The organism is Amphritea sp. HPY (assembly GCF_050870985.1).
In the GTDB taxonomy this organism is placed as follows: domain Bacteria; phylum Pseudomonadota; class Gammaproteobacteria; order Pseudomonadales; family Balneatricaceae; genus Amphritea.
Genome location: NZ_CP194015.1, coordinates 3,824,105 through 3,841,589, shown reverse-complemented (window position 1 = coordinate 3,841,589; position 17,485 = coordinate 3,824,105). Strand labels below are relative to the sequence as shown.

Annotated in this window: 18 protein-coding genes; 10 read left to right on the top strand and 8 right to left on the bottom strand. The window is 50.9% G+C overall.

Annotated features, from left to right (window positions below; translation table 11 throughout):
- Positions 1-49 precede the first annotated feature (49 nt).
- Both ACQUQM_RS17025 and ACQUQM_RS17020 read right to left on the bottom strand, forming a co-directional pair.
- Positions 50-532, bottom strand: a complete 483-nt coding sequence (locus ACQUQM_RS17025) for a CBS domain-containing protein (RefSeq protein WP_432471071.1) — start codon at positions 530-532, stop codon at positions 50-52.
- Positions 533-654: 122 nt separating this feature from the next.
- Positions 655-1,038, bottom strand: a complete 384-nt coding sequence (locus ACQUQM_RS17020; protein ID WP_432471070.1) for a hypothetical protein — start codon at positions 1,036-1,038, stop codon at positions 655-657.
- Between the two features lie 227 nt (positions 1,039-1,265).
- Here ACQUQM_RS17020 and ACQUQM_RS17015 point away from each other — a divergent pair, with 227 nt between their 5' ends.
- The 8 genes from ACQUQM_RS17015 (at position 1,266) to ACQUQM_RS16980 (ending at position 8,474) form a co-directional block, all read left to right on the top strand.
- The gene (locus ACQUQM_RS17015; RefSeq protein ID WP_432471069.1) at positions 1,266-1,700 is read left to right on the top strand and encodes a c-type cytochrome; all 435 of its coding nucleotides are present in this window, start codon (positions 1,266-1,268) and stop codon (positions 1,698-1,700) included.
- A gap of 9 nt (positions 1,701-1,709) precedes the next feature.
- The gene (locus ACQUQM_RS17010) at positions 1,710-3,113 is read left to right on the top strand and encodes a cbb3-type cytochrome c oxidase subunit I (RefSeq protein ID WP_432471068.1); all 1,404 of its coding nucleotides are present in this window, start codon (positions 1,710-1,712) and stop codon (positions 3,111-3,113) included.
- Positions 3,114-3,166: 53 nt separating this feature from the next.
- Entirely contained in the window at positions 3,167-4,117 is a 951-nt protein-coding gene (locus ACQUQM_RS17005; RefSeq protein ID WP_432471067.1) for a 4Fe-4S binding protein, read from the top strand.
- A complete protein-coding gene (locus tag ACQUQM_RS17000) occupies positions 4,114-4,707 on the top strand; it encodes a cytochrome c oxidase subunit 3 (RefSeq protein ID WP_432471066.1) in 594 nt (197 codons plus the stop codon). Before ACQUQM_RS17005 ends, ACQUQM_RS17000 begins: the two co-directional genes overlap by 4 nt.
- 10 nt (positions 4,708-4,717) lie before the next feature.
- Positions 4,718-4,972 carry a cytochrome C oxidase subunit IV family protein gene (locus ACQUQM_RS16995; RefSeq protein ID WP_432471065.1) on the top strand — a complete coding sequence of 85 codons (255 nt, stop codon included), beginning with the start codon at positions 4,718-4,720 and terminating at the stop codon, positions 4,970-4,972.
- A gap of 9 nt (positions 4,973-4,981) precedes the next feature.
- The gene (locus tag ACQUQM_RS16990) at positions 4,982-5,794 is read left to right on the top strand and encodes a CbbQ/NirQ/NorQ/GpvN family protein (protein ID WP_432471064.1); all 813 of its coding nucleotides are present in this window, start codon (positions 4,982-4,984) and stop codon (positions 5,792-5,794) included.
- A gap of 27 nt (positions 5,795-5,821) precedes the next feature.
- The gene (locus tag ACQUQM_RS16985; protein ID WP_432471063.1) at positions 5,822-7,684 is read left to right on the top strand and encodes a nitric oxide reductase activation protein NorD; all 1,863 of its coding nucleotides are present in this window, start codon (positions 5,822-5,824) and stop codon (positions 7,682-7,684) included.
- A gap of 148 nt (positions 7,685-7,832) precedes the next feature.
- Positions 7,833-8,474 (top strand): Crp/Fnr family transcriptional regulator, encoded by a 642-nt coding sequence (locus tag ACQUQM_RS16980; protein ID WP_432471062.1) that lies wholly within the window; start codon positions 7,833-7,835, stop codon positions 8,472-8,474.
- An 82-nt stretch (positions 8,475-8,556) separates the two neighbouring features.
- Here the strand turns inward: ACQUQM_RS16980 and ACQUQM_RS16975 are convergent, their stop codons facing one another.
- From ACQUQM_RS16975 to ACQUQM_RS16960, 4 genes are read right to left on the bottom strand one after another with little or no spacing between them, the layout of a single operon-like run.
- A complete protein-coding gene (locus ACQUQM_RS16975) occupies positions 8,557-9,168 on the bottom strand; it encodes a hypothetical protein (protein WP_432471061.1) in 612 nt (203 codons plus the stop codon).
- Between the two features lie 31 nt (positions 9,169-9,199).
- The gene (gene hemL / locus ACQUQM_RS16970) at positions 9,200-10,480 is read right to left on the bottom strand and encodes a glutamate-1-semialdehyde 2,1-aminomutase (protein ID WP_432471060.1); all 1,281 of its coding nucleotides are present in this window, start codon (positions 10,478-10,480) and stop codon (positions 9,200-9,202) included.
- Positions 10,481-10,504: 24 nt separating this feature from the next.
- Complete coding sequence (gene thiE, locus ACQUQM_RS16965; protein ID WP_432471059.1) at positions 10,505-11,149, bottom strand: thiamine phosphate synthase; 645 nt, start codon at positions 11,147-11,149, stop codon at positions 10,505-10,507.
- Positions 11,149-12,891 (bottom strand): chloride channel protein, encoded by a 1,743-nt coding sequence (locus ACQUQM_RS16960; RefSeq protein WP_432471058.1) that lies wholly within the window; start codon positions 12,889-12,891, stop codon positions 11,149-11,151. Before ACQUQM_RS16960 ends, thiE begins: the two co-directional genes overlap by 1 nt.
- 127 nt (positions 12,892-13,018) lie before the next feature.
- Here ACQUQM_RS16960 and argC point away from each other — a divergent pair, with 127 nt between their 5' ends.
- A complete protein-coding gene (gene argC / locus ACQUQM_RS16955; RefSeq protein ID WP_432471057.1) occupies positions 13,019-14,050 on the top strand; it encodes an N-acetyl-gamma-glutamyl-phosphate reductase in 1,032 nt (343 codons plus the stop codon).
- Between the two features lie 82 nt (positions 14,051-14,132).
- Positions 14,133-14,483, top strand: a complete 351-nt coding sequence (gene erpA, locus ACQUQM_RS16950; RefSeq protein ID WP_432471056.1) for an iron-sulfur cluster insertion protein ErpA — start codon at positions 14,133-14,135, stop codon at positions 14,481-14,483.
- A gap of 425 nt (positions 14,484-14,908) precedes the next feature.
- Here erpA and ACQUQM_RS16945 read toward each other — a convergent pair whose 3' ends face one another.
- The gene (locus tag ACQUQM_RS16945; protein WP_432471055.1) at positions 14,909-16,018 is read right to left on the bottom strand and encodes an anhydro-N-acetylmuramic acid kinase; all 1,110 of its coding nucleotides are present in this window, start codon (positions 16,016-16,018) and stop codon (positions 14,909-14,911) included.
- 30 nt (positions 16,019-16,048) lie between these two features.
- The gene (locus ACQUQM_RS16940) at positions 16,049-17,380 is read right to left on the bottom strand and encodes an OapA family protein (protein WP_432471054.1); all 1,332 of its coding nucleotides are present in this window, start codon (positions 17,378-17,380) and stop codon (positions 16,049-16,051) included.
- Between the last annotated feature and the right edge of the window lie 105 nt (positions 17,381-17,485).

Here is a 17,485-nt window from a genome sequence, read left to right as displayed (position 1 = left end):
GCCTGCTAAGGCATTGTTTATTAACTGACGTGCGGTATGCGTTGTTACTTTAGCAGGCTGCTACCTGACGTACGATATCCAGAGTGGATACCGCACCGCGCAGGCCGCCGTTGCTGGTGACAAATACCCGGTGTATGCCTTTGTCGCTCATCAGACGTGCGACTTCAGGCAGGGCAGCGTTATCCTCAACTGATATAACTTCCGGCGTCATAATCTCGCGTACCAGGTGCTGGGTATGCAGGTCGCCTTTTTTCAATCCCAGATCATCCGGCGTATAGCCTTCAAGGGTGGCCAGATAGTACTGGCTCAGGGTGTTGTCTTTTTTTGGCTGTTCCGGCTGGCTGTCCAGGCGGATTATGTCGCTCAGGCTGACCACGCCTGCTAACTCACCCTCGGCGGACAGTACCGGCGCGCCGGTTACTTTATGCTTGCTGAAAAATTCGATCAGGGCTTTGACCGACCAATGATCAGCGACCGTCAGCAGCTCTGCAGACATGATATCGCCAGCGGTTATTTGGTTTAAGTTAGCCATTGTTTAGGACCTCAGATTGTTATCTTAATATGGACAGATTATCTGACCCTTTTCTGACTTGATAGGTCGGGCGATATCACATAGTGGTATTAGCGCTGATGGTTGATAGAAAAAGCCTCTCATCAAGCGGTGCAGCTGGTTTTTGGCGTTGGATGAAAGTGCTGGCCGCTGATAGCCCGGGCCAGGCCAATAATACCCAGCAAGACAAAACCGGTATGCATGACGATCAGGTATAACAGTGTCATAGATAATCCGGTGGGGTTACTGCCGAGAATAAACCAGAGCAATAAGCCTCCGCCAACCACCAATAGAATAAACCAGCCACTGACAATAGCACTCTGGCGCAGATGGCAGCTGCCCAGTTGATCGGCATCGTTACGATAACGCCAGGCCATATAGAGCAGAGCGATAAGCGTCACGCCAGGCAGGAGCAGCAGGTTAATCAGGTAGAGAGACTGGGCGGCAATCGCCAGTCGTAAAGATGGCTTTTCCTGAGCGTTGTTCATAGCATTTGCAATCCTGATTTTACGTACCTGTTCTGATTAGAACATAGCACTTATCTACCCCCTTGGGAGTAAAACCAATTAATTTGGTCAGGTATTTTTGTTAATTGACTATGGTCAAGGTTGGTTAACGGGTCAGGAGGGAAAATTGGTGCCACATAGTAATTCACTATATCTGACAGCACCTGTAACAGGGACTGTTTGGCTCAGCTTAGGGTTGGAGACGCCTTATGAATGAAACTTTTACTAAATCGATGGCCAGGAATATCTTCTACGGCGGGAGTCTGTTCTTCCTGCTGGTGTTGATAGGCCTGTCCTTTCACACCGTGAAGGTCTTGCCTGAACGGGATAATCGCCAAAACATAACGCCTGAAGTTGCTCTAGGCAAAAAAGTTTGGGAAGACAATAACTGTATCGGTTGCCACACATTGTTGGGTGAAGGTGCGTACTTTGCGCCGGAGCTGGGTAATGTTTACGAACGCTTTGGTCGCAGTAAAGATGCGATTAAAGGCTTTATCATGAGTCGACCAGCGGATGGTATACCGGGCCGTCGCAGTATGCCGCAGTTTAATCTGTCTGAGGAAGAGCTTGACGCAGTAGCCGAGTTCCTGAAGTACACCTCAGAGATTAATACCAATAACTGGCCACCAAATATTCAAGGGTAAGGGGCGAATATGAAGTATACATCTCAATCCGTAGCTAAGCCGTACTTTATCGCGGCGATAGGCCTCTTCGTCGGACAGATCCTGTTTGGCGTGATTATGGGCCTGCAGTATGTCATCGGCGACTTCCTGTTTCCGGAGATTCCGTTCAACGTTGCCCGAATGGTGCACACTAACCTGCTGATCGTATGGTTGCTGTTTGGCTTCATGGGTGCCGCTTATTTCATGATTCCTGAGGAATCTCAGACCGAACTGTACTCGCCGAAGCTGGCGTTGCTGCTATTCTGGGTATTCCTGGTTGCTGGTGCACTGACAATTGTTGGTTACCTGGCTGTACCATACGCTACTCTGGCTAAGATCACCGGTAACGACCTGCTGCCGACCATGGGGCGAGAGTTCCTTGAGCAGCCGACAATTACTAAGATCGGAATAGTCATAGTCGCCCTGGGCTTCCTGTTCAATATCGGTATGACCATGCTGCGCGGTCGTAAAACCGTTATCTCAATGGTTATGCTCCTGGGCCTGGTTGGTCTGGCAGTATTCTTCCTGTTCTCTTTCTACAATCCGGTAAACCTGGTGCTGGACAAGATGTTCTGGTGGTTCGTGGTTCACCTTTGGGTTGAAGGTGTATGGGAGCTGATTCTGGGCTCAATGCTGGCGTTCACTTTGATCAAGATTACCGGTGTCGACCGCGAAGTTATCGAGAAGTGGTTGTACGTGATTATTGCGATGGCGCTGATCACCGGTCTGCTGGGTATGGGTCACCACTACTTCTTCATCGGTACTCCTGAGTACTGGCTGTGGATCGGTTCTGTGTTCTCTGCAATGGAACCAATTCCATTCTTCATGATGACTCTGTTCGCGTTCAATATGGTGAACAAGCGTCGTCGTCAGCATCCGAACCGCGTCGCCACATTGTGGGCACTGGGTACTGGTGTAATGGCATTCCTGGGTGCTGGTGTATGGGGCTTCCTGCACACTCTGGCTCCGGTTAACTACTACACTCACGGTTCTCAGATTACAGCAGCACACGGTCACATGGCTTTCTACGGTGCTTACGTAATGGTCGTACTGTGTATGATATCTTACGCGATGCCGATTCTGCGTGGTCGTGATGCGGCTAACAGCAATAAGTCTCAGGTTGTTGAGATGTGGGGCTTCTGGCTGATGACAGTATCAATGGTGTTTATCACATTGTTCCTGACCGGTGCCGGTATCCTGCAGGTTTATCTGCAGCGTTACAGCGAGACACCACTGCCATTCATGGTGGTACAGGATCAGATCGCACTGTTCTACTGGATGCGTGAAGTTGCCGGTGTATTCTTCCTGATCGGTTTGGGTACTTACATCGCAAGCTTCTTTGTTAAAGGCCCTGAAGCACGTCTGACTGAAGCTGAACAAAAAATTACGGTATAATACCGTGACTCCCTCCGCCCATTCCGGGCGGAGGACTCTCCTGATGTAAACTCATGATTCAACCAAAGCAGTTTTTCCGCAATATTACCCGCAGTGGTTTCTTTGTTCTGTTTCTGATCGCTCCGGTCACTGACCTGTTCCGCTATGACCTGATTCAGGGGCACTTTATCCTGTTTGGTCAGCCATTAGGTCTGGGGCTGGATAGTGCTGAATTGCAGACGTCGACTACCGATGCTGCGTTGCATATTCTGTTGCGTGTGCTGGTGCCAATCATTTTGCTGATCATCATGGGAATTTGGATCGCAGCCAAATATGGGCGTGTTTATTGCGGCTGGCTCTGCCCGCACTTTTCCGTGGTTGAGTTAATAAATGGCCAGATGCAGAAGTTATTGGGTCGTCCCACTATCTGGGAACGGGGCAGTAAACCCCATAGTTATCCGGCCTGGATCATACTGTTTTTATCGGCAGGGGCGATGGCCTTTGTCTGGGCTGTAAGCCTGTTGTGTTACCTGATGCCGCCGGTTGCGGTCTATCAGGACCTGTTGTCTGGCGATCTGGCTGGTGGCAGGGCGATTTTTGTGACGGTGGCGACGTTGGTATTTATGACCGACTTCCTCGTTGCCCGGCACCTGTTTTGCAAGTTTGGCTGTGCTCTTGGGGTGTTTCAGAGCCTGTTATGGATGATGAACCCGAAGGCGCTGATGGTAACCTTTGACAGCTCCAGAGCTGATCTGTGCAAGGACTGTAATAAGGCCTGCGATACGGCCTGTCCGATGCGTTTACCAACGCGCAGTATCAAACGTAAGAAATTTACCTGTACCCAATGCAGTGAGTGTATTCATGCCTGCAACCAGGTGCAGAAAGATAATCCTGACGGCGGTTTGCTGCACTGGACACCCGGTGACCTGCGCAGGCCTGCTGACAGCGACCGGATGATCCCGACACTGTCAGTGGATGATCCGAAGCGAGACTTGACGAAAGAACTTAAGCGAGGGTCAAAATGACCGCAATACCTACTGCTCTAGTCAGTAAACCGATCCGGACATTGCCGGGCGACTTCGCTGTCTGGCTGTTTATCCTGGCCGAGCTGAGCGTGTTCGCTCTGCTGTTTATTCTCTACGCTGTGACCCGTGCGCGGTTTCCTGAGATGTTTGCTGAAGGTCAGCAAAACATCAGTATTGAAGCCGGGCTGGGTAATACTCTGGCATTGCTGACCAGTAGCTATTTTGTGGTGTTTGCGCAGCATGCCCTGGCAAAAGGACAGACCAGAAAAACCTTAATCGGTTTGGCGCTGGCGATTGCCAGTGCTTGTGTTTACCTGACCATTAAAGGCTATGAATATCAGCATATCGCGGCGCTGGGTTTTGGCTTAAGCAGTAATGACTTTTATTTTTTCTATTTTGCGCTGACGGCGTTCCACATGTTGCATGTGATACTGGGCATGTTGGTGTTATTGCTGCTCGGTATTCAGGTTGCGCGCAAGAACTACCATGCCCGGCAGATGAATGAGTTTGAAAGTGGTGCCTGTTATTGGCACATGGTGGATCTGCTGTGGTTGATTCTGTTCCCACTGGTCTACGTGTTACACCCATGAGGTATATATGATGGCGCAGAATTTAAGTATCTTTCTGTTATGGCTTTTACTGATGGTGTTAACCGCGATAACAGCTGTTTTTGCAGAGTCTTATGCCGCAACGATCGGGCTGGTAGCTCTGGTGTTATCAGTCACTGTAGTGAAAGCAAAAGTGCTGGTGGACTCTTTCATGGGGCTCAGTAACGCACCGCTGATGTGGCGTTGTCTGTTACTGGCTTATGCCCCTGTCATTGGAATTATCGTTACCCTGACGTATCTGTTTTAGGAGTAAGAAATGAATTCAGTAACTCAGCTGGAAAAAACCGAAGAGCTGCCTTTTTACGAGCCGCAAGGCAACGAAGTCGAGCTGTTCTTACACGCCTATAAGCATCAGCTGCCGGTATTGATAAAAGGTCCGACCGGCTGTGGTAAGACGCGTTTTATCAGTTATATGGCGGAGACGCTGGGCCTGCCCCTGCACACCGTTGCCTGTCACGATGATCTGAGTGCTTCAGATCTGGTAGGTCGCCACCTGATCGGTGATGGTGAGACAGTATGGAGCGATGGTCCACTGACCCGTGCGGTACGTGAAGGTGGTATCTGCTATCTGGATGAAGTGGTTGAAGCGCGTAAAGATACTACGGTTGTTATTCACCCCCTGACCGATGATCGGCGTATTTTACCCATCGATCGCACCGGTGAAATTCTCCATGCGCCGGATAACTTCATGCTGGTGGTTTCTTATAATCCGGGCTATCAAAATCTGCTGAAGGGCATGAAACCAAGTACCCGGCAACGTTTCCTGTCGATGAGTTTTGATTATCTTGAGCCGTCCGCTGAAATCGATGTGTTGCTGAACGAGACAGAAATTGACAGTGAGATGGCAACCCGTCTGGTGACATTAGCAGGCACACTCCGCGAGCTGAAAGATCAGGATCTGGAAGAGGGCGCCAGCACCCGTTTGTTGGTCTATACCGCGACCCTGATCAGTTCCGGCTTTGATCCGGTTAAAGCTTGCCGGGCAGGTATGATCGAACCACTCAGCGATGATGTCGATACCGTTGTCGGTTTGATGGAGCTGGTGCAGGCTGCCTTCGGTAGCGAATAACCCGAAATAGAGCAGTAAGAGGTTTCGATGGAAGAGCGCGTTGGTCAGGCCTGGGATCGTTTTATTACCAATATAGCCTATCAGGGCTACCCTGAAGCGGCGGTCGATCTGGATGAAGTTAAAGCGCCGTTGGGGGTTTTTTACCGGGCCTTAGGCGGTGACAGTGCTTTGCGAATCACCGCAACAACGCCGACGCTACATAATGCCCGTCGTAGCTGGCTGCACCGGGTCGCAGGAACCGGAAGTAAGGTCGAGCTGGCCTGGTACGATGAAACCTGTCTCTATCTGCCACAAAAGCTGGATGTGTATCCCGAGCGGGAACTGAATCGGGAACTGTACTACTGGCTGGCTGCGTTGGCGGGTACACCGGCAACCGCAGAAGTGCACCAGGGACGGAACTGGATCAGAGATAATCAGCAGCGCACACTGCAAACGTTAAAGCAGTTTCGTGGTTTACAGCAACGTTACCAACGGCTGGTGACTGGCCTGATTCAATTGCGACCGGTTCCGGAAACTCTCAAACCTATGGAGGCCGCGCAGGAATTGGCAATTCAGACTGCGTTGTTAAACCCCGGTGGGATTAGTGAGATGCCGCCCTCCGATTTCGCACCTATTCCGGTACCCTTGTGGCTTCATCCTTATCCGCCAAGATCGGCAGGCTTCAGCAGCCAGAATAACGGTAGTGATCGCAGCGGATCAAAAGGTGAAACCCGTCAGGCGGAACAGCGTCGACGTCAGGCCGAACGGGTCGAAAAGCCGGAAGATCAAGCTTTTACCATGGGGGTACGCCATGAAGCCGACCTGTTCTCATTTTCCGAGTTCAGCAAGCTGGATCGCTCGACGGATGAAGAAGATGACCTGGATCAGGCCGAGAACATCGCTAACGACAGCGATAATATGGCGGTGACCGAAGATAACAGCACCGTTGCCAGTAAGATCAAATTTGATCTCGATCTGCCTTCGGCAGAAGAGGATGATATTCCACTTAGCGAAGGCATTCTGTATCCGGAGTGGGATTTTAAAAAGCAGCAGATGCTGAAAGATCATTGCAATATTATCCCTATGATCAGCCGTAATGCCGAGCCTTGCCCTATACCCGAACATCTACAGAAAACAGCGCGTCGTCTACGGCGGCAATTTGAAAGCTTGTCTGCCCGGCCTGTCTGGGTAAGCGGACAATACGAAGGTGATAAACTGGATCTGGATGCCTATCTCGACTTCCGAGGCTCAGTAGCGACCGGCGCCGGTACCGGCGATCCCCGTCTGTATTACCAGAAACGGCCGTTGGTTAGGGATATGGCCTGTATGTTACTGGCTGACCTGTCGTTATCCACCGATGCCTGGGTCAATAGTCATAATCAGGTTATCGATGTGATCCGCGATAGTCTGCATCTGTTTGCCGAAAGTCTGCACGCCAGTGGCGATCAGTTTGCTATACATGGTTTTTCATCCCGTCGTCGCCAGCATGTGCGGTTTAACTGCATTAAGGATTTTGACGAAACCTATAATGCCCAGGTGCGGGGCCGTATAGCCGATATCAGCCCGGGATTTTATACCCGGATGGGGGCGGCGATCCGCCATGCCACCGAGCTGCTGGGTAAACAACCTGCTCAAAAGAAGTTGTTAATGATTCTGACCGACGGTAAACCGAATGATCTGGACCGTTATGAAGGGCGTCATGGAGTAGAAGATACCCGTAAGGCCATTCTGGAGGCGCGTAACCAGGGCCTGATTCCGTTCTGTATTACCATTGATGAAGCGGCTAATCAGTATCTCCCCTACCTGTTTGGCCGACAAGGTTATACTTTTATCCGTAAGGCTGATCAGCTGCCTAAGCGTTTGCCTCAGCTTTATATGACCCTGACAGGTACCCTTCTCGGGGGATCATGATCGGTGGAAACAAAAAAAATGGTATTACAACCGAGCCTGGGCTGGCGGTGATGCCCTGATTCTCGATATGATGCGTAAATAATTCTGATTTGATTGTGAATACCCAATGCCCGCGAATAAAATCCAAGCTTGCTTAACGAATCATCTGTTGTTTTCTTCCCTACCGGAAGGCGCACTGTTGAAATTGAGCCATCACTGTCGCACCGTAAACCTGAAAAATGATGAAACTTTGTTTCATCAGGGCAATGATGCGCACAGTTTTTATGTCGTTCTCAGCGGTAATGTAAAACTGTTCCGGGTCTCACCCGATGGTCAGGCCAAAGTGATCGAAATGATCAAGCCCGGTGATGCCTTTGCCGAGGCGCTGATGTTTATGGAACAGCACCGCTACCCTCTGAACGCTGCTGCGATGGGTAAAACCGAAGTGTTGGTTATCCCGAACCAGTTTTATAAAGAGATTCTGCTGGCTGAGCCCCAGTGTGGTCTGCGCCTGATGGGCAATATGGCGGTTAAGTTACACCGCCGGATCAATGAGATCGAGACCCTGACCCTGCAGAATACCCGGCACCGTCTCGGTAATTATCTGTTCGGTCTGGCGCCCGACCCCGCGGCGAAAAGCTGCATCTTCCGCCTGCCGATGGCAAAGCAGCTGATCGCTTCTCAGCTGGGTATGCAGCCGGAGACTTTTTCACGCCTGATTAAAGAGATGAAAGGGGTGGGGATTATCGAGGTAAATGGAGCGGAGATCAGTGTTAACGATATGCAGGCGCTCCGGGAATTTGGTCACTGATTTTTATATTTGCTTGTCGTTCGAATAATCTTTCGAGCATAAAAAAAAGCCTGACTAAGTCAGGCTTTTTTCGTTCAGACTTTTAATGCTCAGGCTGTTGAATATTCAGTCTTATTACATGGGCTGTAATAGGTACTGCGGAGGCCAGTAGCACGGCGTAGGCTGATGGATTGCTCAGTTCGGCAACCAATGTGCCGGGGCCAAACAGCAGCAGCGCCAGTGACATATTAATAGTTGCGATAACGCCGATACCGCGTAATAGTGGCTGCCTTATCTTCACCGCAGCGAACAGCATCGTCGCACAGGCGAGTACCGCAATGGTCTGGGTATATAGCTCTCCCTGCTCCATTCTGCGCAGCAGTTCAAACAGGGCAAACAGCCCGATTAGCCAGCGTCCCCAGGCGGGGCGAGACCAGTGTTGCTGCAGCGCTGACACCAGTAGAGCGCTGACAAGCATAGGCAGTGCTGCATAGTAGGCCAGATTGCCCAGCATACGATGCAGGGTTTGCATGTCGTTAGTGCTTTGGCTGAACAGGGTTTCTGTTAAAGCTGCCAGTGCTATAAAGAGGCAACTCAGCGCAGCGGCCTGAACCGTTGCTCTGGGCTGCTCCGCTAAGCCTTTGCTGCTGCGTTGTAACCAGATAGCGCTGACCAGCGTACTGAGGAACAGTACGCTGAATGTGATAGCTGTCATTATTGGCTTTTCCGACTCAGTTACCGCTTAATTATAGTCGTGCAAAAACTCGGCCGGCCGCTTCGATAGTAGCGTTTATATCTTCTTCACTGTGTGCCTGAGACATGAAACCCGCCTCAAATGCGGATGGAGCAAGATAGATACCTTCTTCCAGCATGCCGTGGAAGAAACGGCCAAACTTATCGGCATCGCACTTCATGACTTGTTCGAAGCTGGTTACCTGCTCCTGATCGGTGAAGAACAGGCCGAACATTCCGCCTACCTGGCTGGTAGTGAAAGGGACGCCATGGCGTAGAGCCATCGCTTCGAAGCCTTGGGTCAACAGCTCTGTCTTGGCGCTGAGCTTCTCATGAAAACCTTCTTCCTGCAGGGCGTTCAGCATGGCCAGACCTGCAGCCATTGCCAGCGGGTTGCCGGACAATGTGCCTGCCTGATAGACAGGGCCCAGAGGTGCAATGTATTCCATGACTTCCCGCTTGCCACCGAAAGCGCCGACCGGCAGGCCGCCGCCGATGACTTTGCCCATAGTGGTCAGATCAGGAATTACGCCGTAATGGCCCTGGGCGCCGGTCAGGGAGACCCGGAAACCGGTCATTACTTCATCAAGAATCAATACCGTGCCATGTTCGTCACAGACTTCGCGCAGGCCTTCCAGGAATCCCGGTACCGGTGGAATGCAGTTCATGTTGCCGGCAACCGGTTCAACGATGATGCAGGCGATCTCGTTACCGATTTCGGCGAATGCCTGACGCACGTTGTCGATATCGTTATAAGTCAGGGTGATGGTATGCTCGGCCAGGCTGGCAGGAACGCCAGGGGAGCTAGGCTCGCCAAGAGTCAGCATGCCGGAGCCCGCTTTAACCAGCAGCGAATCGGAGTGACCGTGGTAGCAGCCTTCGAATTTCACGATCTTGTCGCGGCCGGTATAACCGCGGGCCAGACGAATCGCACTCATGGTGGCTTCGGTGCCGGAGTTAACCATCCGTACCAGGTCCATGCCCGGCATGATGTCGCAGACTTTATCTGCCATTTCAATTTCTATTGCGGTTGGTGCACCAAAGCCCAGGCCGCTGTCCATCATGTTGCGTACCGCATCCATCACCGCAGGATGGGCGTGGCCGAGAATCATCGGTCCCCAGGAGCCGACATAGTCGATATATTTTTTATCGTCTTCGTCAATCAGGTAAGCCGCTTCACCGCGCTTAAAGAATACTGGTGAACCGCCGACGCCTTTAAAGGCACGAACCGGTGAGTTTACACCGCCTGGAATATGGCTCTGGGCAGCCTGGAACAGCTCTTCTGAACGGGACATGATAAATTTCTCTCTGATAAAATCTTAACGGGTGAACAGGCTGTCGAAACGGCCCGCCTGGGCGCAAATATCTTCACTGGCAAACAGGTTGTGTATAACGGCCACCATATCTGCGCCTGCAGTTATAACTTGCCCTGCATTATCCATATTAATGCCGCCAATCGCCACTACCGGAACAGGTAGTGTTGATCTGGCTTCAGCCAGCAACTGCATCGGCGCAGGACTGGCATCGGGTTTGGTGCTTGACGCAAAAAAAGCGCCAAATGCGACATAATCACAACCCTGCTGACAGGCTTGGCGGGCCAGCTCAATCGAGTCATGGCAGGTGTTACCGATAATACTGTTGCTACCCAGATATTCCCTTGCCTGAATCACTGCGCCATCACTCTGGCCCAGATGTACGCCGTGGGCACCCACGATTTTTGCCAGCTTAACATCATCATTGATTAGCAGAGGGCGGTTAAACTGGTTGCACAGGTCTAACAGTGCGCGAGCTTGTTGCCGGCGTTTTTCAATGTCGTCGGACTTGTCACGGTACTGAATAATACTGGCCCCGCCACGCAGTGCCTGCTCTACCTGAAATAGCATGCTGTCGGTATCAGGCATCAGCTTACTGTCGGTGATGGCATATAGCCCTTGTAATTGGCTCTTTAATTTTAAGTCGGTCATCAGTGCAGCTTCTGTGTATAAAAATGTTCAACCTGTTCGCGGGTGATAATCCCGGCGATTTCATGGTTCAGCTTCTCGATATAAAGTGCGTCCAGCCGTTCATAGTTCATCTTATCCAGTGCTTCTTTGAGCGTGGCATTGATCGGCAGAGGAGCTATATCTTTACGTACAGCGGGAACTTCGGTTAGGTCCAGTCTCAGGTCGGGGTTAAAGCCATCGCGCTCGGATATGGCCTGAATAAAGTACTCCAGATCTGCCGGGAACAGGATGTCGGTTGGTTTGCCGTTTTCATCTTCCAGAATCATCCATTCCGGTTGGCTTTCCAGAACGTGCAGTGCTGCATCAGCCGTTGCAATGTAGCCTGAACGAATAAAATCGGTATGCATAATGCTGGAAACCCCCAGTCTGGACAATGCCTGGGTCAGTGGTTCCTGACGGTAGTCCAGCCCCTGAGCTTTGAGAGATGTAAGGAAAATTGACGGCTGATTGAAAAAATAACGTACCGTGGTTGTTGCTACGACGATAGTCAGCATGCCAGGGAATATGATGTTGGGATTGCCGGTCAGCTCCAGCAACGCGATCAGCGCTGCCAGCGGTGCATTCAGCACTGCGCCCATCATTGCTCCCATGCCGAGCATGGCATAAAAGCCTATTCCTGAATGCGATTCCCCAGTGAGCAGTGCGATTACAACGCCGAATGAAGCGCCGGTAACGGCGCCGATATAAAAAGTCGGGCCGATCAGTCCGCCGGGAATACCCAGGCCCAGCACGAAGGGGGTCAATAGCCATTTGGCGATTAACAGTCCGATCAATAGCTTGAGTTCGGTATTGCCCTCCAGGGCCATTGTAACGGTGTCATAACCTACGCCCATTACCTGGGGGTAAAACAGCGCGACAATGCCGGTGAGAGTGCCTGCGGTAAGGAAGCGGGCAGCCATCGACCATTTGATGGTCCGTTGGGTCTGTACCATGATCCGGATAAACACAGCGGCCATGAGCGCAGTCACCAGACCAAGGATAATGATATAGGGCAGTTCAGCCAGGGATTGAATCTGCACTGCCGGTATAGAGAATGCCGGTTCATCGCCATAGGCTGCCTTGATAAGCAGGGCTGCAGTCACTGATGCCACCAGTACCGGAGTAAAACCGATGACGGTGTATTCCATCAGGATAACCTCCATGGCAAAGATGACGCCTGCCAGCGGGGTGTTAAATGAAGCAGATATTGCCGCTGCGACACCACAACCGACGAGGATGCGTAGCGAGTTGTTTGGTAGTTTCAGGGTTTGTCCGACCAGACTGCCACAGGCTGCACCCAGATGAACTGCTGGCCCTTCACGTCCCACAGACTGACCACTGAGGATGGCCATAACGGCACCAAAGAACTGAACCAGCATGTTTTTAGCGGGTAGGTGGCCCTGGTGGTAACTGAGTCGCTCTAACACATGTACTACGCCGACTTTACGGGTTGCGGGTCGCAGGTTAAGAAATAAAACCAGTAACAGAATGGCGCCAATAACAGGTAAGATAAATCGTATCCAGACAGGCAGTCCTTCAAAATTCTCATTATTGTTGCCCGGTAACCATGCTTCCAGCGGCAGGTCGATCATCAGGCGAAAAGCCAGAATTACCAGCCCCGTTACCAGACCGGACATTATCCCGAGCAATACCAGCTGCGGCAGTGCTTCGGCATGGGCCAGGCGATTACGAAAGTGTTCGAATGAGAGTGAATCCTTAAACATTAAGAATTTTGGCCTGTCTGATGTTAAAAGAACGGTTTTTTACCGGCCCCGGAATAGTAAAGGGCGCCGAGGGTTTGTATTATACGCATGCAGAATATCAAACCGTAGAGAGATATGTGAGGTCAAAGTGATCAAAGTAGGTATCGTAGGCGGCACCGGTTATACCGGAGTTGAGCTGCTCAGACTGTTAGCCAACCATCCGGAAGTTAAAGTTGAGGTCATTACCTCCCGCTCCGAAGAAGGCGTGCGTATCGATGATATGTACCCGAACCTGCGCGGCCACTACGATCTGCGATTCACTGTGCCCAGCGTTGATTCACTGGCTGAATGCGATGCGGTGTTTTTTGCCACGCCCCACGGTGTAGCAATGAAGATGGCTCCTGAGCTGGTCGATCGCGGGGTTAAAGTGATTGATCTGGGGGCTGACTTCCGGATTAAAGATCTGGATGTCTGGTCACAGTGGTACGGTATGGAGCACACCAGCCCTGAGTTAGCAGCGAAAGCTGTTTACGGTTTGCCGGAAGTTAATCGTGAGGCGATTAAAACTGCTCAGTTGATTGCGTGCCCAGGCTGTTATCCGACAGCGGCACAACTGGGCTTCCTGCCTCTGGTTGAAAACAAGTTGATCGATCATCGTCGTCTGATTGCCGATTGCAAGTCTGGTGTCAGCGGTGCCGGTCGCGGCGCCAACGTCGGTTCTCTGTTGTGCGAAACGAGTGAAAGTATGAAAGCCTATGGTGTCGCTGGTCATCGCCATCTGCCGGAGATTAAGCAAGGTTTGAGTGAGGCGGCAGGTCGTCCGGTAGGGCTGACTTTCGTTCCGCACCTGACACCGATGATCCGTGGTATTCATGCGACACTGTACGGTAAGTTGAAAGATCCGATGGATGGCTTGCAGGAACTCTTCGAAGAGCGTTACGCAGACGAGCCTTTTGTCGATGTTATGCCTGCGGGAAGTCATCCAGAAACGCGCAGTGTTAAAGGTGCTAACGTTTGTCGTATCAGTGTTTTTCGGCCGCAGAATGATGATACCGTTGTGGTGTTGTCGGCGATCGATAACCTGGTTAAGGGTGCTGCGGGTCAGGCAATTCAAAATCTGAATATCATGTTCGGTCTGGCTGAAGATGAAGGTCTGCGTCAGGTCGGAATAATGCCATAACGCAGTTAATACTTGACTGAATTGCTTGGGTAATTAGATAATACGCCCTTGTTAGAGGTTTATTGTAGTTAGTGGAGTAGATATGACAGAGGCGATTAACCAGGAACCGAGCATGGTCTTTACAGATTCTGCAGCGGCCAAGGTAAAGAGTCTGATCGAAGAGGATCAAAATGATAACCTGAAGTTGCGGGTATTTATTACCGGCGGTGGTTGTGCGGGGTTCTCTTATGGCTTCTCCTTTGATGAGGCGGTGGCTGATGATGATACTACGATCGTAAATGGTGGTGTCACTATGGTTGTCGATCCTATGAGCTTCCAATACCTGGCGGGCTCTGAAGTGGATTATAAAGAGGGGCTACAAGGCTCTCAGTTTGTGATTAATAATCCAAACGCTACCACTACCTGCGGTTGTGGATCCTCTTTCTCTATCTGATAGGTTCAGGTTCTACAAAAAAGCCTGCAGAATGATCTGCAGGCTTTTTTTGTGCGTGTGAAATTCACGGTGAAAGAAATACAGTATGAATTAGTCGCTATTTGAAGACAGATTAAGACTTTTTCCTATATCTATAGAGCTGTTACATCAGCATAATTAACACCGTTGGATCGACTCTCTTCAGGGAATAGAAGAACTATAAAACAGTAAAGTAAAAACTGGCTTACAAGGATGTCACAACGCGAAACGGATTTTATCTATTGGCAGGATGCTGACAGATATTTCGCACTAAATTTCCATGGATGGGAAGCCTCTTCCGGGATTGAGAAGAGGTTAGATTAAGGATAATTCACTAGCCGGTATGAAAAGAGCACAGGGAACTGTAGCTCTTTTTTTTTGCCTGCAATTATTCGTTTTGTCTCTACTCAGTCGCCCCAGTAAATCGCACCAAGAGGTCTGAAGCCTTTAGCGCCAGTTACTTCCGGGACGTTACCACTTTGTCGGTTAATGCTGCGATAAGCCAGCCAGGCAAAAGCCGCGGCTTCAACCCAGTCCGGATCGAGCCCGAGGTCGGCGGTGGTACTGACTTGCCAGGGTTTGAGCAGGAAGCTTAGCTGGTTTTTCAGGCGGGCGTTATGGCTGCCGCCGCCGCACAGATATATTACCGGCTGATCAAGGTTGTGATTGTTAATCGCTTCCGTGATGCTGATGGCTGTCAGGTCGAGCAGGGTTGCCTGCACATCGACCGCCAGAGGTTCGCTGTCGAGTTTACGTACCATCTGGCGTACCCAGAGATTATTAAATTGTTCCCGTCCTGTGCTTTTCGGCGGTTGCTCGCTGAAAAAGGGCAGCACTAGCATGTCTTCTAACAGGGCTGGTATGACCTGACCGGATGCTGCCCACTGTCCATCGCAGTCGTAGCTGCTTTGGTGGTGGAGTTGAATCCAGCTATCCATTAATACATTGCCCGGGCCTGTATCATAGCCCAGCACAGGTTTGTTCTGATCGGCTTCCAGTATTGTCAGGTTTGCCATACCACCGATATTCACCAATACCCGGTTGTGTTCTTTGCTGCGGAAAAGGGCATCATGAAAGGCGGGAACCAGCGGCGCACCCTGGCCACCTGCAGCCATATCCCTGCGCCGGAAATCAGCCACTGTAGTTATGCCGGTGAGCTCCGCGATGACATTGGGATCGCCAATCTGCATAGTGAACCCGGCCTCTGGCCGGTGGCGTATGGTTTGGCCATGGCTGCCAATAGCGGCAACTTCATTGGCTTTGATACCACTGTTATCCAGCAGTTTTAGCACCGCCTTTGCAAAAAGAGCTCCCAGCTCCAGGTCCAGCCTACCTAGTCGCTCAATCTCATTTTCACCGGCATTCAGCATCGAATGGATGCGACGGTCTATAGCAGCAGGAATCGGTTCGCTATGGCTGGCAATCAGTTCAAAGCCGGGCTCAAACCTGACGGCGACGGCATCGATACTATCAAGGCTGGTGCCGGACATCAGGCCAATATAAACGGGGGCGCTCATAGGAGTCCTTTTCTACTGTATTCAGGTATCTCAGTTGGAAGTAGAGGCCAGTTGAGTGGCTTTATAGGTTTCCAGCTGAGCCATCGCATTCTCGGCTGTAGCGAAGAACGCATCGCTTTCCGATTCGGCAATCGGTGCTGCATGGGGCAGTTTAACAGTCTGTGGGTTTTTGTGAACTCCATTTAAACGGAATTCGTAATGCAAATGAGGACCCGATGCTAATCCGGTTTTACCCACGTAGCCGATCACATCGCCTTGTTTTATCCGGCTTCCGCTGCGTTGCCCTTTACGGTAGTTACTCATATGTGCATACAGGGTTGTGATATTACTGCCATGCTGGACGATGACACATTTCCCATAACCACCCTTAGTGCCGCGCCAGATGATTTTTCCTTCACCAGTGGCTTTAATAGGCGTTCCGGTTCTGGCCGCATAATCGGTACCTTTGTGGGCCCGGGTCAGACCCAGTACCGGATGTTTGCGACGGCTCTTGAAGCTTGAGCTGATACGGGCAAAATCGATTGGGCTGCGCAGGAATGTCTTGCGCATACTATTGCCTTCAGGTGTGAAGTAGCTGGTATTGTCCTGACTGTCGGTATAACGAATAGCCGTGTAGGTCTCACCACGGTTTACAAACTGAGCGGCCAGTATGTTGCCTTCCCCAATCAGTTCCCCATCCAGGAGTTTCTCTTCATAGATGAGGTTGAAGCTATCACCTGCCCGCAGATCGAGTGCAAAATCCACATCCCAACCAAAGATTGCAGCCAGCTCCATAATCATCCGATCTGAGAGGCCTGCCTGTGACGCGTCGTAGAACAGCGAGTTATCGATAGTGCCTTCGGCAAAGCGTGGAATGATTTCCGGGGTACGGGCTATTGCTTCTGTTTTGTAACCCTCTTCGGTCTGTTTTATGAGGGAACTTTCGAGGCGGTTCTTGATATGTTTGAGTTTAATCAGTTTGCCGTCTTCGATAATAAAACTAAGGGTCTGGCCGGGATATAGCCGGCTCAGTACATCAGTACCTTTTACCGCCTGACTTACCTGATAAACGTCACGGGCATTCAGGCCTGCGCGTTTGAATAAGGATGTCAGAGTATCGCCGTTATTTATCTTATGGTCCTGCCATACTTCAGGAGTAACAGAAGCAAGAGTGCTGCTAGTTGTCGTTGTTATAGAGGTGGTCCCCACTGCAGCTGTGCCAGGCTGAGCAGGCTGGCCCGCATCAGGCAATTGAAACGGGATTACGGCAGCACTACTTTGCGGCAATAAAGAGAGAGTGATACTGATCAATAAAATACAGATCAGTGCCGCAGCCAGATGGGTGAGCGGAAGCTTGTTTGTTAACTGCTTGGACAAAAACACAGCCATTAACCTCGGTGAATTATCTTATCAGCGCCGCAGTATACCGGAAGCAACCGGGTATTCTAAATATATGATTCATTGTGTCGGCAGAAACGCCTGAAAGTG

What these genes read in the sequence shown, in the direction of transcription:
- ACQUQM_RS17025 (WP_432471071.1), bottom strand. Translation starts at nt 532, where the DNA reads ATGGCTAACTTAAACCAAATAACCGCTGGCGATATCATGTCTGCAGAG.
- ACQUQM_RS17020 (WP_432471070.1), bottom strand. Translation starts at nt 1,038, where the DNA reads ATGAACAACGCTCAGGAAAAGCCATCTTTACGACTGGCGATTGCCGCC.
- ACQUQM_RS17015 (WP_432471069.1), top strand. Translation starts at nt 1,266, where the DNA reads ATGAATGAAACTTTTACTAAATCGATGGCCAGGAATATCTTCTACGGC.
- ACQUQM_RS17010 (WP_432471068.1), top strand. Translation starts at nt 1,710, where the DNA reads ATGAAGTATACATCTCAATCCGTAGCTAAGCCGTACTTTATCGCGGCG.
- ACQUQM_RS17005 (WP_432471067.1), top strand. Translation starts at nt 3,167, where the DNA reads ATGATTCAACCAAAGCAGTTTTTCCGCAATATTACCCGCAGTGGTTTC.
- ACQUQM_RS17000 (WP_432471066.1), top strand. Translation starts at nt 4,114, where the DNA reads ATGACCGCAATACCTACTGCTCTAGTCAGTAAACCGATCCGGACATTG.
- ACQUQM_RS16995 (WP_432471065.1), top strand. Translation starts at nt 4,718, where the DNA reads ATGGCGCAGAATTTAAGTATCTTTCTGTTATGGCTTTTACTGATGGTG.
- ACQUQM_RS16990 (WP_432471064.1), top strand. Translation starts at nt 4,982, where the DNA reads ATGAATTCAGTAACTCAGCTGGAAAAAACCGAAGAGCTGCCTTTTTAC.
- ACQUQM_RS16985 (WP_432471063.1), top strand. Translation starts at nt 5,822, where the DNA reads ATGGAAGAGCGCGTTGGTCAGGCCTGGGATCGTTTTATTACCAATATA.
- ACQUQM_RS16975 (WP_432471061.1), bottom strand. Translation starts at nt 9,168, where the DNA reads ATGACAGCTATCACATTCAGCGTACTGTTCCTCAGTACGCTGGTCAGC.
- hemL (WP_432471060.1), bottom strand. Translation starts at nt 10,480, where the DNA reads ATGTCCCGTTCAGAAGAGCTGTTCCAGGCTGCCCAGAGCCATATTCCA.
- thiE (WP_432471059.1), bottom strand. Translation starts at nt 11,149, where the DNA reads ATGACCGACTTAAAATTAAAGAGCCAATTACAAGGGCTATATGCCATC.
- ACQUQM_RS16960 (WP_432471058.1), bottom strand. Translation starts at nt 12,891, where the DNA reads ATGTTTAAGGATTCACTCTCATTCGAACACTTTCGTAATCGCCTGGCC.
- erpA (WP_432471056.1), top strand. Translation starts at nt 14,133, where the DNA reads ATGACAGAGGCGATTAACCAGGAACCGAGCATGGTCTTTACAGATTCT.
- ACQUQM_RS16945 (WP_432471055.1), bottom strand. Translation starts at nt 16,018, where the DNA reads ATGAGCGCCCCCGTTTATATTGGCCTGATGTCCGGCACCAGCCTTGAT.